12 protein-coding genes are annotated in these 13,987 nt (G+C 59.3%); 5 read left to right on the top strand and 7 right to left on the bottom strand.

Translation table 11 applies throughout. The features are described from left to right. The first annotated feature begins 3 nt into the window (after positions 1-3). Complete coding sequence (locus tag E5J99_RS22040) at positions 4-135, top strand: hypothetical protein (RefSeq protein ID WP_262712987.1); 132 nt, start codon at positions 4-6, stop codon at positions 133-135. Continuing rightward, positions 132-1,841, top strand: coding sequence for a sodium:solute symporter (locus E5J99_RS08755; RefSeq protein WP_135497347.1), 1,710 nt, complete (start codon positions 132-134; stop codon positions 1,839-1,841). The genes E5J99_RS22040 and E5J99_RS08755 overlap by 4 nt, the downstream gene beginning before the upstream one ends. A gap of 110 nt (positions 1,842-1,951) precedes the next feature. On the opposite strand, the gene E5J99_RS08760 is transcribed toward E5J99_RS08755, so the two are convergent. Next, positions 1,952-2,824, bottom strand: coding sequence for a DUF2911 domain-containing protein (locus E5J99_RS08760; protein WP_135497348.1), 873 nt, complete (start codon positions 2,822-2,824; stop codon positions 1,952-1,954). A 416-nt stretch (positions 2,825-3,240) separates the two neighbouring features. On the opposite strand from E5J99_RS08760, the gene E5J99_RS08765 reads away from it, so the two are divergent. Next, positions 3,241-3,639 carry a hypothetical protein gene (locus E5J99_RS08765; protein WP_135497349.1) on the top strand — a complete coding sequence of 133 codons (399 nt, stop codon included), beginning with the start codon at positions 3,241-3,243 and terminating at the stop codon, positions 3,637-3,639. 30 nt (positions 3,640-3,669) lie between these two features. Here E5J99_RS08765 and E5J99_RS08770 read toward each other — a convergent pair whose 3' ends face one another. The 3 genes from E5J99_RS08770 to E5J99_RS08780 all read right to left on the bottom strand — a co-directional run bounded on the left by E5J99_RS08770 (position 3,670) and on the right by E5J99_RS08780 (position 7,735). Next, positions 3,670-5,505 (bottom strand): ABC transporter ATP-binding protein, encoded by a 1,836-nt coding sequence (locus E5J99_RS08770; RefSeq protein WP_135497350.1) that lies wholly within the window; start codon positions 5,503-5,505, stop codon positions 3,670-3,672. 123 nt (positions 5,506-5,628) lie between these two features. Further along, a complete protein-coding gene (locus tag E5J99_RS08775; RefSeq protein ID WP_135497351.1) occupies positions 5,629-6,099 on the bottom strand; it encodes an energy transducer TonB in 471 nt (156 codons plus the stop codon). Between the two features lie 157 nt (positions 6,100-6,256). After that, complete coding sequence (locus E5J99_RS08780; RefSeq protein WP_135497352.1) at positions 6,257-7,735, bottom strand: sodium:solute symporter; 1,479 nt, start codon at positions 7,733-7,735, stop codon at positions 6,257-6,259. 254 nt (positions 7,736-7,989) lie between these two features. On the opposite strand from E5J99_RS08780, the gene E5J99_RS08785 reads away from it, so the two are divergent. Then, positions 7,990-9,402 (top strand): T9SS type A sorting domain-containing protein, encoded by a 1,413-nt coding sequence (locus E5J99_RS08785; protein WP_167852049.1) that lies wholly within the window; start codon positions 7,990-7,992, stop codon positions 9,400-9,402. 85 nt (positions 9,403-9,487) lie between these two features. Here the strand turns inward: E5J99_RS08785 and E5J99_RS08790 are convergent, their stop codons facing one another. Both E5J99_RS08790 and E5J99_RS08795 read right to left on the bottom strand, forming a co-directional pair. Beyond that, positions 9,488-10,504, bottom strand: a complete 1,017-nt coding sequence (locus tag E5J99_RS08790; RefSeq protein ID WP_135497354.1) for an MBL fold metallo-hydrolase — start codon at positions 10,502-10,504, stop codon at positions 9,488-9,490. 96 nt (positions 10,505-10,600) lie between these two features. After that, complete coding sequence (locus E5J99_RS08795; protein ID WP_135497355.1) at positions 10,601-11,191, bottom strand: hypothetical protein; 591 nt, start codon at positions 11,189-11,191, stop codon at positions 10,601-10,603. An 889-nt stretch (positions 11,192-12,080) separates the two neighbouring features. On the opposite strand from E5J99_RS08795, the gene E5J99_RS08800 reads away from it, so the two are divergent. After that, complete coding sequence (locus E5J99_RS08800) at positions 12,081-12,542, top strand: hypothetical protein (RefSeq protein ID WP_135497356.1); 462 nt, start codon at positions 12,081-12,083, stop codon at positions 12,540-12,542. 159 nt (positions 12,543-12,701) lie between these two features. On the opposite strand, the gene E5J99_RS08805 is transcribed toward E5J99_RS08800, so the two are convergent. Beyond that, positions 12,702-13,943 (bottom strand): MFS transporter, encoded by a 1,242-nt coding sequence (locus E5J99_RS08805; RefSeq protein WP_135497357.1) that lies wholly within the window; start codon positions 13,941-13,943, stop codon positions 12,702-12,704. Positions 13,944-13,987: the final 44 nt, after the last annotated feature.

Raw genomic sequence — 13,987 nt, forward strand, 5'->3', positions numbered from 1 at the left:
CCCTTGCCCACCGCTGCTCCCGACTCCGATAAACCGCCGCTGCTGCCGTCGTGGCGCGCTTGGTACGCCCTGGTACTGGCAGCCCTGGCCGCCGAGCTGGTTCTGTTTCTGCTCCTGACCCGCGCCTTCGCATGAGCCTGCTCGATTGGCTCGTTCTGGGCAGCACCTTGTTCTTTATCGTCGGCTACGGCACTTGGCGCACGCGCGGCAGCCGCACCCTCGACGCCTATCTGCTGGGCGGGCGGCAGGCCAGCTGGTGGGGCATCGGCCTGAGTATTATTGCTACGCAGGCCTCGGCCATCACCTTTCTGAGTACGCCCGGGCAGGCCTATGACGACGGCATGCGCTTCATTCAGTTCTATTTCGGCCTGCCGCTGGCCATGATTCTCATTGCTGCCGTGGCCGTGCCCATCTACCAGCGGCTGCGCGTTTTTACGGCCTACGAATACCTCGAAACCCGCTTCGACCGCCGCACCCGCACCCTGGCCGCCGTGCTGTTTCTGGTGCAGCGCGGCCTCAGCAACGGCCTGTCGCTCTACGCGCCCGCGCTGGTGCTGTCGGCCATTCTGGGCTGGAACGTTAGCCTGACCGTGTGGCTTATCGGCGGGCTGATGATAAGCTACACCGTGGCGGGTGGCACCCGCGCCGTGGCCGTTACGCAACAGTGGCAGGTGGCCGTTATTTTCACCGGCATGGTAGTGGCCGGCTACCTTCTGGTACATTATCTGCCCGCTGGTGTTGGGTTCACGGAAGCCGTACAGGTAGCTGGCTTCCACGGCAAGATGAACCTGATTGACTTTCACTTCGACCCCAAGGACCGCTACAACTTCTGGACCGGCATGACCGGCGGCCTGTTTCTGGCCTTATCCTACTTCGGTACCGACCAAAGCCAGGTGCAGCGCTACCTCAGCGGGCAGAGCATCACGGAAAGCCGCCTGGGGCTGCTCTTCAACGGCCTCGTGAAAGTGCCCATGCAGTTCGGCATCCTGCTCATCGGGGTGCTGCTGTTCGTGTTCTACCAGTTCAACCAGCCCCCGCTCACCTTCAATATTCCCGTGCGGGAGCAGATTGCTCAAAACCCCGCCTACCGCTCCACGCTCGTTGAGCTGGAGCAGCGCCACGCTACGCTTTTCACGGCCAAGCGCGCGGCTACCGGCCAGCTCATAGCGGCGCTGCATACCAAGGATAACGGCCAGGTAGCGGCAGCCAGGAGCCATCTGCAAGCCACCGAGGCCGCCACGCGTGGCCTGCGGGCCGAAGCTCAGGTGTTTTTCAAGCAAGCCGTGCCCACGGCCGAGGCCAAAGACACCGACTACATCTTCCTCAGCTTTGTGCTGCGCTATATGCCCCATGGCCTCGTCGGCCTGCTGATTGCCGTGGTGCTCAGCGCGGCTATGAGCTCGGCCGCCGCCGGCCTCAATGCCCTGGCCAGCACCACCATCATCGACCTCTACCGCCCGTCGCGGCCCCAGCTCGATGAGATGCACTGCGTGCAGGCTTCCCGCTGGGCCACCATTGGCTGGGGCGTGCTAGGCATCGGCTTCGCCTTGTTTGCCGCCCGCCTCGAAAACCTGATTCAGGCCGTCAATATTCTGGGTTCTATTTTCTACGGCACTATTCTGGGTATTTTCGTCGTGGCTTTTTTTCTGAAAAATATTGGCTCCAAAGCTGTTTTTCGGGCCGCCATTGTCACGCAGCTGCTGATCTTCCTGTTGTTTTTCGCCACCGACATTGCCTATCTCTGGTACAACATCATCGGCTGTGCCCTGGTAATGCTGCTGGCCGCCATCAGCCAGCAACTCAGCCCGGAACCCGTCAAAACCGTAGCGCAGCCCGCCTGATTACTGCCTGAAATGGCGGGGCGTAAGTCGAAGGAGTGACAGGAGCTGTACAAAGCAAAAGTCCCGCGCAACAGCGTTGCGCGGGACTTTTGCTTTGTACCGACTCTGGACTATTTGCCTTTTTTGGCTGTCATAATCAGATCCTCGTTCATTTTCACGTAGTCGGCGTTCTTGGCATCCAGCGCCAGTTTGCGCGACTGTTCGGCCGAGGCGGTGGCACCCTTGTAGTCTTTCATTTTCATCTTGATTTTCGCCTCGGTGTGGACGTTCCAGAACTTGGGGTCCTTCTCGTTGGCCTTCTGAATCCAGGTCAGCGCCTGCTTCATATCCTTGTCGTTGTCATAGTAATACACGGCAGCGGCGGCCATGTCGTTGGCCGAAGCACTGGCATTCTTGATGACCTTCTCATCAATCTGGGCCATTACTTTGGGGTCTACGTCGGTGCCGAGCTTGAACTTGGCACCGGTCAGTTCCCACATCATATCCACGTTGGCCGTAGCGGGCGTGAGGTCGGAGAAACCGATGGTGAAGGTTTCCACTTTGCTGCCCAGCTTGTAGGTTTTGGCCGAGAAGCGCACCACGTCCTGGTCGTCCTTGAAGCCATCTACATCGGCACCCTGCTTCGTGCTTTTGTTCAGCACGATCAGCCACTCTGCCTTATTGGGAATGGTGTAGAGGCCATATTCGCCGGCTGGTACTTTTTTGCCTTCCAGCGTTACGTCATCCGAGAATTTGATGGTCGTTGTCTGGTTGGCACCCGTGCGCCAGCGTTTGCCGAACGGCACGATAGAGCCGAAAATAGCCCGGTCTTTGGCGCTGGGGCGCGAATAAGTAATGGTTACGTCGGTCAGGCCCACGCGCTGCATTACGGTGCTTTTGGGGCTGGCCGCCGGCGTCGCAATTTGTGCCTCAGCGGTGGGAGCGGCAAAGAAAAGGGCGCTGGCCAGGGCAGTGCCGGCGAGCAGCGTAGTACGGTTCAACATGGGTAAAAGAGATGAATTAGGGTGATTGACGGAATAAAAGTACGAGTTTCAGGCCAGCCGCTGGCGTAAGCCGCCAAAGGTTAGTTGAACCGAAATTTCTTGGCACCGTAGCACCGCCGGCACAACGGTAGGCACAGACATCGCTACCAGACAGGGTAGGTTAAGGCAGTAGCTGCTTCTGGGGACTTACAGCAGTTGGAGCCTTTGCCACCGCTGCGTGGCTGAAGCGCCGGCTGGTCAGCCAAAGCAGGTCCGCTGGGTCTTTCCAACTCCCGAGCCGAGCCACAGGCCGAAAAGCCGCTCAAGCAAAAAGGGCTCTACACAGGTTTATCGTCAGGCTTTCGTAGCGTTATGCGTTGTAAAAACTATATATTTTATTTAACTATTCTTATCGCCCAAACGATCTTTGTTGGCCTATGGTACAGCGCATCTTAAATTCGGACATCTACCTCAGCATCTCATACGATGCCGTGCACGGCTGGCTCTACGCCGACTGGCACGGGCAGGTAGATAGCGAGGATGTGATGACCGGGGCGCTCAAAGTGCTAAACGAATTGCGTAGGGAGCGGTGTACGAAGGTGCTTAATAACAATAGTAAGCTCGCGGGTGTCTGGGCCGATGCGGCTATTTGGGGGGGCGAAGAGTTGTTGCCGAAGCTATACACTGCCGGCTGTCGGCATCTTGCCTGGGTCTATTCGCCCGAAGCCTACAGTCGGCTTTCGGCTGCGCTCATTGTGGAGCGCAGCCCCGCCGGCATTGTCCTGAAAACCTTCGACGACCTGACCGCCGCCCGCACTTGGCTGCAGCAGGTGTAGCTCGGCTGCCTAGCTGCCGGGTGGGCTTCCCTAGCGTAGCTCGAACTGTAGCTTCAGCAGATTGGCGTAGAGCCCATTCTCGGCGTTGCTTAGCTCGTCGTGGGTGCCTTGCTCCACGATTTGGCCGCCGTCGATAACCAGGATTTTATCCACCTTCCGAATCGTGCTCAGCCGGTGGGCAATGATGATGCTGGTTCGATTCTGCATCAACTCATCCATGGCTTCCTGCACCAGCTTTTCGCTTTCCGAATCGAGGGCGGAGGTAGCTTCGTCGAGAATCAGGATGGCGGGGTTTTTCAGGATGGCGCGGGCAATAGCTACCCGCTGGCGCTGTCCGCCCGAGAGCTTCACGCCCCGCTCGCCGACGAGCGTATCGAGCCCTTCGGGGAAGGAGGAAATAAACTGCCAGGCATTGGCCTTGCGCGCCGCCAGCGTGATTTCGGCATCAGTGGCGTCGGTCTTGCCGTAGGCAATATTCTCTCGGATAGAGCCGCCAAATAGTAGCGTTTCCTGGGGTACAATACCGATGTGGCGGCGCAGCTCGGTGAGGTCGAAGAGCTGAATGTCACGGCCGTCAATGAGGATTTTACCGCCGCTCAGCTCATAAAACTGCATCAGCAGCTGCACGATGGTGCTTTTACCCGCGCCGCTAGGGCCCACCAGGGCTATTTTCTCCCCCGACTGAATGTCGAAATCGATGTTCTTCAGCACCGGCAAATCGGGCCGCGTGGGGTAGCTGAAGGCCACGTTGCGGTACTCAATGTCGCCGCGCACCTGTAGCGGCGCAGTGCCGGCCACGCGGGGCCGGTGGGTGGGCTCGGACGGCTCGTCCAGAATTTCCAGAATCCGCTCCGAAGCGCCCAGCGTGCTTTGCACCTTGCCATATAGCTCGCCCAGGCCCCCCACAGAAGCCCCGATAAAGATGGTGTAAAGCGCAAACGAGGTCAGGTCGCCGATGGAAAGCTGGCCGAGGCTGGCCAGGGAAGCGGCGCGCCACAGCACCAGGATAATGCCGCCGAACAAGCCGATAATCACGAACGAGACAAAGGCGCCGCGGTACATGTTGCTTTTCAGCGCGGCCTGCACCGTATTGGTAAGCGAAGCGGTATAGCGCCGGGTTTCAAACTGCTCGTTGGTAAACGCCTTCACCGTGTTGATACCCTGCAGCGTTTCCTCCACGATGACGTTGGTTTTGGCCAGCTCGTCCTGCGTAGCTTTGGCCAGCACCCGAATTTTGCGGCCAAAAAACATGGCGAGCAGCACGATGGGCGGAAAAGTAGCCAGCATAAACAACGAGAGCTTCACCGACACCACCATGATGGCCACCACGCCCACGATGAGGGTCGTAACCTGCCGGAACAGCTCGGCCAGGGTGAGCGAAAACGTGTCCTGAATCTGGGCCACGTCGGAAGTGATGCGCGAGGTGATGGCACCCACGCGGGTTTTCTCGAAGTAGGGAATAGGCAACGAAACGAACTTGGCGTAGAGCGACTGGCGGATGTCGCGCACGGTGAACTCGCTGACCTGCGTAAAAAACCAGATGCGGCCGAAGGAGAATATACCCTGGAACAGGATAACGCCGAACAGGCCCAGCGCAATCTGGCTGATGCTCACGACGGTGCCATTGGGCAGCGCAATAGCCTTGCCGTTGGCCGCGTCCACGAGCTTGCCAATCACCCAGGGAAACACCATGAAGGTGCTGCTGGATAACGCCAGCATCAGCAAGCCGATGCTGAACTTGGCCCGGTAGGGCAGCACGTAGCGGAAAATCCGCAGGCCCTGCCGAAAGCTCTCCTTGGTTAGTTTCGTCTTCGCTACTTCCGGTTCAAGGGTCGTACCGCTGGTATTTGCTCCACTTCTGGCCATATATTCTTACTACTCCATCAATTAGAACGCCGCTTGAAAAACGACCGAACAGCGGCGGCCTGACGCGTCAGGGAACACCAGGGTTCGGTTGCGGCTTCTCACCGCTGCTTTCTTATCACTTCTTTACTCGAATTTTGTTTTGCCCTGCTCTATTTTCAACCCGCTGGAGTTGCCGAACGGCACCGGCAGCTGCACCTGAATGGCTACCGGCTGACCTTTGCGCGTGGCAGGCTTCCAGACGGGCAGCAGGGCCAACACCCGGAGCGCTTCGGCGTCGCACTCGGGGCTGAGGCCGGTTTTGACGCTGGGGTTGCGCACGCGGCCGTCGGTTTCAATGGTAAAAGTGGTCAGCACGTTGCCCATAGTCTTACTGACGCGCGCGGCCTCCGGATACTGTATATTCTGCTGAAGAAAATCACTCAGGGCTTTGGCGCCGCCCGGAAACTGCGGCGGCACATCGGGGCGGTTGGGGGCCGGGTTGCGCTGGGCCTGCATGCGGCCCGGCTTCAGCACTACCGGCGGCTTGGCTGGCGACTGGGCCTGGCTGTTGAAGTGTACCCCTATAACCAGCAGAAGGAAAAAAAGATATTTCACGGGCAGAATCACGTAATGCAATGCAGCACAGAGTTTTTACTGCACTAAAGGTGGTAATGGGAGCGGCTTGGCGGTAAACGCCCGCGCATGCCCCGCACCTCGGCAAAGGTACGCCGGAAACACCAAGCAGCCACCAGCTTGTTCCCGCTGCCGCTGGCTACGCGGTCTGGAGCTTGGGCGTAGTCGGCCGCGAAACGGCCAGCAGCGCCAGGAACGTGAGCAGGCCATTGACCAGCAGAATCTCGAAGCCGAATTCATAGCCACCGAGCCAGGCCTTGGAGTTGGCGTTGAGCACGTAGCAAAACACCGGCGGCCAGGCGCACATCCAGGGCACGTACCGGTCGTGGAGCTGGCGGCTGGTGAAAATGCCGAAGCTGAACAGCCCCAGCAGCGGCCCGTAGGTGTAGCCCGCCGCCTTGAACACGGCCGAAATCAGGCTCTGGTCATTTAGTAGTCGGAAGATCAGGATGATGATGACCAGCACCACCGTGAACAGCAGGTGGCTCCGCTGGCGCAGCACACGCTGTTGCTGCTCCGGGTACTTGCTGATGGTCAGAAAGTCGACGCAGAACGAGGTGGTCAGCGCCGTCAGGGCGGAGTCGGCGGAGGAATAGGTGACGGCAATGATGCCCAGAATGAACACGATGCCCGCGAACAGGGAAAAATGCTCGGTGGCCAGCAGCGGAAACACGTCGTCGCCAATGATTTTGCCGGCAGCGTTCAGCGGCAACTGAATGCCTTTGGCCGCCGCATATTGGTAGAGCAACACGCCCAGGGACAGGAACAGGATGTTGACCGGCACCAGAATCAGGGCAAACCAGAACATGTTTTTCTGGGCGTCCTTCAGCGAGCGGCAGCTCAGGTTCTTCTGCATCAGGTCCTGGTCGAGGCCGGTCATGACGATGGTGATGAACATGCCCGACAGGAACTGCGTCCAGAACTTGCGGCTGTCGGTCCACTCCCAGAAAAATACGCGCGACATATCCGATTCGCTCACCGTTTGCACTACCTGCCCGAAGCCCAGATTCAGCTCCTGTGAAATCAGATACACCGAGATGCCCACCGACGTCAGCATGGCCAGCGTCTGGAAGGTGTCGGTCCAGAGGATGGTTTTGAGGCCGCCGCGAAAGGTATATAGGTAAATCAGCAGCACGCTCACGGCCACCGTGACGGCAAAGGGTACGCCCAGATCATCGAAAACGGCCACCTGCAGCACGCCCGCCACCACGTAGAGGCGCAAGGCAGCCCCGATGGCCCGCGAAATCAGAAACAGCGCCGCGCCGGTCTTGTAGCTCCAGAAGCCAAAGCGCTGCTCCAGATAGGTATAAATCGACACCAGATTGAGCCGGTAATACAGCGGCAGCAGCACCGTGCCAATCACCAGATAGCCTACCAGATAGCCCATTACCACGGCCATATAGCTCCAAGCCTTGTCGTGCACCATGCCCGGCACCGAAATAAAGGACACGCCCGACAGCGAAGTGCCAATCATGGCGAAGGCCACCATGTACCAGGGCACATTGCGGTTGGCCACGAAGAAGCTGGCGCTGGTAGCCTTGCGGGAAGTGAGCAGGGCAATGATGATCAGGATGACGAAGTAGCCGGCAATCAGGCTTAAGATCAGAGTGGGGGACATAGGCGCGGGAATGGGCCGGTAAAGATACGGGTGGCAACGGGACTGGCTAATCGGGCGGTTGATGGAAGGTAGTCGGGTAATCGGGCAAAAAACACGCTGGCTGAAGCACCGCCCAACTCCTGGCGAGACGCATTTTTTACGACTCCGAATCGCGCTAAATGGCTGCTGCTGTAGTAGCTTTGGGGGTTAACTGCCTGCCCAACTAATTCTTACGCATGAAAAAATATCTACTTCTTCTCTTGTCAGCGTCAGGCATGAGCCTTGGTACGCTACACGCCCAGTCGATTTCGGAAATGCCGGTGCGCCAGCCGTTCGAGCTGCCACAAGCACTGCGGCTGGAGAAATCGGGGCTGACCGCAGCCACAGCCCAGCGCAACAGTAACAGCACGGGGCGCAAGCCCGGTAAGGCTACCACATACGGCTGGAACTTTGCCGCCAACCAATGGCAGACGACAGCTTCGGTAGAAGCCTATACCTATGACAGCCAGGGCCGGCTCGCGCAGATAGTGGAGCGAGATTCGGCCACCCAACGGCTCACCGAGCGAATCAGCTGGACGTATAACGCCGCCGGGTTGCAAACCAGTGACTTGCAAGAAAAATGGGACGGCACGGTCTGGCAAAATCAGTCGCGCAGTCAGGATACCTACAACAGCTTCGGCTCCCTGACCGAGCACCTCGAGCAGAGTTGGGTGAATGGGGCGTGGCAGAATCTGTTTCGCTTCACGCTCGACTACGATGCCCGCCACCACATCGTGGCCTCTACCAACGCGGCTTGGCGCAACAATGCCTGGGTTATCACCTACGGTACCCGGGCCACGGTCACATACAACGCTGCCGGGGCGGTGCTGGAAGAAACGCAAGACTATCTGGACCCGACTTCGGGCTTGTATAGCCCCGGTCCGCGCCGCCGCTATGCCTACCCCAGCCCCACGGCGCTGGAGTATTCCGAGCGCATAGACCAGCAGTGGCGGCCTGCCTCCAATACCTACGAAAACCAGCAGCGCATTGCCAATATAGGGCGCGACGCCCAAGGCCGCGAAACGTCGTCGGAAAGTGAGTACTGGATTAATGGGGCCTGGGTGCTCAGCAGTCGGTTTACGACTGCCTACCAGGCCAACGGCAGCACGCAGGGCCTGTATGAGCAGCGCCAAAACAACGCCTGGGTGGGGCTGGGCCGCTACACGCACAGCTTCGACGAGCACGGCAATGAGTTGGGCAACGTCTCCGAAATCTTTGCCAATAACGCCTGGTCGGTGCAGGAAGCCTACCGCTATATTCTGCGCTACAATGCGGCGCAGGACCTGGTGGCCCGGATTCGGCAGAACTACGATACGACGGCTAAAAGCTACTACAGCTCTCTCAAACACATCTACAGCGGCTTTCAGAGCATCACGCTGGGTGTGAACCCCGCCGCCGCTCTTGCCGCCCAAACCCAGCTCTACCCCAACCCAACGGAAGGCGCAGCCACGCTGGTGCTGAGCGGCCTTTCCAACCAGGCAATTCCGGCCGAAATAGTGAATAGCCTGGGCCAGGTAGTGCAACGCCTGACGCTACAGCCCCACCAAGGCCACATGGAACTGGACCTGAGCTCACAGCCCGCCGGTATGTATATCGTGCACTTGCAGACGGCCGCTGGGCTGGTCGTGAAGAAAGTAGTGCGAAAGTAGGTCGCAACTCACATGTATAACTGCAACCAGGAAGGCCCGATTAAGTGCACTTGAGCGGGCCTTCCTGGTTGCGGCCCGTGCGCCGTTAGTCCCACTCCGGCCAGCGCATCACCTCGCCCACGGCTGGCGTGTGCAGCTCGCCGCGCAGCATGTTGCCCGTCGCCACGTCCCGCAGGGTGCGCAGCGGCTCCGAGGCCGGCTCGTCCGACAAGTCGAAGGTGCCGTGGTGCATGGGCACCACGTGGCCGGCGCGCAGCACGTTGGCCGCCTTGGCTGCTTCGTGCGGGTTGGTATGGCTGAGCTGCATCATAAAGGTCGGCTTGTAGGCCCCGATGCCCACCAGGCAGATATCAATGGGCCCAAATTGTCGCTCGATTTCCTCGAAATGGCCGGCGTAGGCGCTATCGGCGGCGAAATAAATGAGCTTGCCCTGGGCCCGAAGCAGGAAGCTGCCCCAAAGCACGCGGTTCACGTCGGCAAGGCCGCGGCGGTGCCAGTGGGCGGCGGGCAGGTAGTACATTTCCAGCGGCGCAGCTGGGCCCAGGTCATACTGCTGCCACCAGCCGGCTTCCTGCACCGGCAGGCCCGGGGCCATGCCGCGCAGCAGCGGCCCCATCCGCAGCGACGACAACACCCGCAGCTGCGGATTCTGGCGGGCCAGCAGCCTGATGGAAGCCTCGTCGAGATGGTCGCGGTGGCCGTGGCTGAGCAGCAGCAAGTCGATGTTAACCAGCTCCTCGGGGCGGCAGGGCAGCGGGTGGCGGCGCTTCAGAAACGCGGAATCGAAGAGCAGCGGGTCGAAAAGGAGCGTGGTGCCGCCCGTGCGCAGCACGAAGCTGGCGTGGCCCAGCCAGACCAGCCCGTCATCCTGGCCGCGCAGAAACTCCGAGCAGCTCACTACTTCCGGCGTCCAGGTGTCGGCCTTTTTCTCCTCCTTCTGCGGGTTTTCGGTCAGAAATTTCCAGCGAAACACATTGCTGAAATCGGGCGTGTAGAGGGTTTCGCCGTTAGCAAACTGCGCCCCGAAGAGCTTGTTGCCAGGGTAGCCGGGCTTAATGGTGCGCAGCTGTTCGTTGCGGGCGTAGGTAATGCGGGCGGCCATGCGGGCGGAAGTCGAAGGAGAAGCGGAAAGCCAAAGAAACGGCAAAGCCCCGGAAATTTCCCGGGGCTTTGCCGTTTCAGCTAGGGAATAGGAAGGTTAATACCCAAACGGCCCCACCGAAAAGGGTGAGTAGCCGGGCGCGACTCCGTTGGAAACCCGCACCCCGCCCGAAATTGTCATGTGCTCAGTTAGCTTGAAGTCGGCGCGCATGTTGACGCCCGAGCCCAGGTTGCTGAAGCCAGAATACGGGCTCAGGCCCGCGCCAACAGCAGGTGCCGTCAGATCTTTCCAGGCCGAGCCTACCAGCGTAACGCGCGGCGACAGGGCATAGGCGCCACCGCCCTGCACGATGTAGCGGTTCTGGCCCGCCAGCCCGATAGTACGCGTTCCTTCGGGCGTAGTAGCCCCAATGCCCGGCACGAGATGCATGTACGTCAGGCCCGCGAATACCGAAAACCGCTTTGTCAGCTGGTAAGAGGCCAGGGGCGTGAGATACGACGCCGAGCCAAACCGACCCGCCGTGACAAAGCCCGCACTCATACTATACGACGCCCGTGGACCGCCGAATCCCAGCTTCGGGGCAGCATCGGCTGGGGTGGGCGTGGTAGGCAGGGCCGTGGTTTGGGCCACCGCGGTTCCGGCCAAACAACCTAGCAGTGCACTCAGGGCAAGGGTAGAACGGAGCATAGCCAAAGGGAAGGAGAAGGAGCGAATAATTTGGTTCAACAAGATACGAAACGTGGCCGCAGGAAAAAGAATGCCATATCAGACTCGTCGTTAAGAATCCGTTATCTAGCGGCGTATTTTTAGGCAGAGCAATGGCTGATTTCGTTTCCTGTCAACGAAGCTGTTTAGAACGTCGCTCGAAACACCCTAAAACGTCATGTCGACCAACGGGAGACATGATCTTCTATTTTACTTTCTAAACAGCCTCATAAATATGTATTCCTTGTGCGCTACTGGAATTAACCCCGAATTTTTTTCAGACCAACTATTCCCTATCCCTCCTATTTGTCGCTCACAACCTGCAGTGCTGCCTACCTTCCGCACCCCTATTATTTCCGCTATTCACATGCCCGAATTAGTGCCGTTGTTTCCGGCCAAAAAGCTGCCTGCCCCCTTCACCACGTTTCAGCCCGCCACAGCCCTACCCGATGTCGCCGAGCGGGTGCGCCACCTGCGCCACTGGTAGCAGGCCGGTAAAGACCGCTACGTATTTTTGGAGCATATTTTTTAGTTTTTGAAAAATATGCTCCAAAAATCCAGCCGATCAAAACGCCCCGCGTACCGAAAGGGGCGCGGAGCGTTGGGCTCTTATTCATCCGGTTTTTCACCGGGCAAGGGAGGACGCACCCGTTTAGTGAATCATCGTTCCGTTGCACCGAACTCTTGCTGGTTGCGCCGGCTTTGAAGCAAGTGAGTTAAGTTCGGGCCGCCATCATCCGTGGCATTTTCAAGCTGAAGCTGTTTAGCAGGTCGCCGAAATCCATCAGCATGACAGTCTGATGGATTTCAGCGACCTGCTAAACAGCTTCAATAGTTTCCTGCTTCCGAAGTTGCAGCGCCGCTGCTCGCATTGCTGCCTCGGCACGACGTAGCCTTCGAAACCAACTCCGGCCGGCCGGCCTTCGACGTCACGTGTGCCAACCACGAAACGAGCACGCACTTCGTGGTAAAGTTGCATCCCCAGGATTTCGAAATAGTCCGCGGGTTGGAGGAAGCCCAAAATCAGCAGCTGATAGGCCAGGTGTCGCCCGACCATTACCTGTTCACGTTTACCGATGAGGAGCTGATAGATGTGCTGCTCAAACCCAACGAGTGGAACGGCTTCGCCGTGACCCTGGCCCGCCAGATTCTACAGGATCGGGGCAAGCTAATCAGTTCCGAGGCAGTGCTTCTACTCCGCAAGCAGCGCACCGCCGACCGGCAGGTTCTCGCCTACAGCGCCTCTGACCGGGTGCACGGCCTGCGCATCATGGTGCTGGGCGTGGTAATGGTTGTAGTACTGGTGTGCTTCCGCATCTACTCTGCTACCTAAGAAGCTGTTTGAGTTAGCAAAAAAAATCTGAAACGGTCATGCTCTATCTGGCGTCCGCTTGTCGAAGCATCTCTACCGCTTCGTTTGAGCAGCCCGACGAAGCGGTAGAGATGCTTCGACTTCGCTCAGCATGACCGTTCTGAATGACTCAGACAGCTTCTAAGGGTGCGGCTGTGGCGTGAGCACCTGCTCCGACTGGCGCAGCCCGCGCCACGCCTGCCAGGCCACGGCCGCTATGCAGGCTCCAAACCAAGCGAAGGGCAGCTCCAGCCGTACCACCGACAAACCGCCACACACCACTATGGTAGCAAAGCTGGCCAGACCCTGCACGGCCTGGTTCAGCCCGAAAATCTCGCCTCGGTCCTCATCGGTCGTGCGCTGCGCCAGTAGTCCCTCCAGTAGCCCCTGAATCAGGGAGAGCGTGAAGCAGTCGAGCGTAATGATGACGTACAGCGCCCAGCGCGACTGGCCCACCAGGCCGTAGCTGGCCAGTACGGGCACGCTCACCAATGCCAGCCAGAAAATGGCCTTGCGCTGATTGATGCGGTCGGCGAAGTAGGTGTAGAAAACGTAGTTGATGGCAATGCTGAGCGCCCCGAAATACATGAAAAAGTAAGACAGCGCGCGGGCATCCATGCGCAGTGGCCCGAGGCTGGCAAAAGGCACGAAGTAGAAATAGTAGCCCGTGCTCATCGTCAGGGCCACTTGCATGAGCACGATGGCCCGCAGGCCACGAGCGGGTGTGTCTCGGGCCTGCAGGCGGGTCCAGATGGTGAAAACGTTCAGGGAGCGGCTCAGCTCGGCCCGCAGCTCGGCCCCGCGCACCCCGTTGCGTTGTGGGTGCGTTTCGCGGAGCCAGAAACTCAACCCTACGTTCACGGCCGCCAGCGCCACGGCCAGGCCTACTACATAGGTGGCCTGCTGGCCCACCGGCACGGCCAGCACCGTGAGCAGCACACCTGCCGCCATAGGCCCCAGCACAAAGCCCAGGGAGATAATAGCGCCCTCAATACCCAGATTCTTGAACAGGTCCTCCTTGGCCGAAATATCGGTAATGGCCGACCGCACCGTGGCATACATGCCGTTTGTCAGCCCGTCGCTGACGCGGTTGGTGAAGTACAGGCCCGCCCGCACCGGCAGCAGCAGGCAGTTGGCCAGCAAGGTGCCCACGGCCGATACAATCAGGATGGGGCGGCGGCCGTAGCCATCGGAAAGCTTGCCTAGCACCGGGGCCGAAAACAGCTGCACCCCCAGAAACAGCGCTGTGCCCAACGACAGCCACAGCTGCGGCTGCCGCAGCCCACGCACGAACTCCGGCATAATCGGCCCAATGGCCGCTCCCACGATGACGTCCAGCAGAATAATGGCGTAAATCAGCACGAGGCGGAAGTCTTTGGGCATACAGGATTGTTGGGTGCGGAATACAGGGAAACGGCTGTACGTAG

The sequence above is a fragment of the Hymenobacter elongatus genome (genome assembly GCF_004745955.1).
In the GTDB taxonomy this organism is placed as follows: domain Bacteria; phylum Bacteroidota; class Bacteroidia; order Cytophagales; family Hymenobacteraceae; genus Hymenobacter; species Hymenobacter elongatus.

What these genes read in the sequence shown, in the direction of transcription:
- E5J99_RS08805 (WP_135497357.1), bottom strand. Translation starts at nt 13,943, where the DNA reads ATGCCCAAAGACTTCCGCCTCGTGCTGATTTACGCCATTATTCTGCTG.
- E5J99_RS08765 (WP_135497349.1), top strand. Translation starts at nt 3,241, where the DNA reads ATGGTACAGCGCATCTTAAATTCGGACATCTACCTCAGCATCTCATAC.
- E5J99_RS08780 (WP_135497352.1), bottom strand. Translation starts at nt 7,735, where the DNA reads ATGTCCCCCACTCTGATCTTAAGCCTGATTGCCGGCTACTTCGTCATC.
- E5J99_RS08770 (WP_135497350.1), bottom strand. Translation starts at nt 5,505, where the DNA reads ATGGCCAGAAGTGGAGCAAATACCAGCGGTACGACCCTTGAACCGGAA.
- E5J99_RS08795 (WP_135497355.1), bottom strand. Translation starts at nt 11,191, where the DNA reads ATGCTCCGTTCTACCCTTGCCCTGAGTGCACTGCTAGGTTGTTTGGCC.
- E5J99_RS08785 (WP_167852049.1), top strand. Translation starts at nt 7,990, where the DNA reads ATGAGCCTTGGTACGCTACACGCCCAGTCGATTTCGGAAATGCCGGTG.
- E5J99_RS08790 (WP_135497354.1), bottom strand. Translation starts at nt 10,504, where the DNA reads ATGGCCGCCCGCATTACCTACGCCCGCAACGAACAGCTGCGCACCATT.
- E5J99_RS08760 (WP_135497348.1), bottom strand. Translation starts at nt 2,824, where the DNA reads ATGTTGAACCGTACTACGCTGCTCGCCGGCACTGCCCTGGCCAGCGCC.
- E5J99_RS08755 (WP_135497347.1), top strand. Translation starts at nt 132, where the DNA reads ATGAGCCTGCTCGATTGGCTCGTTCTGGGCAGCACCTTGTTCTTTATC.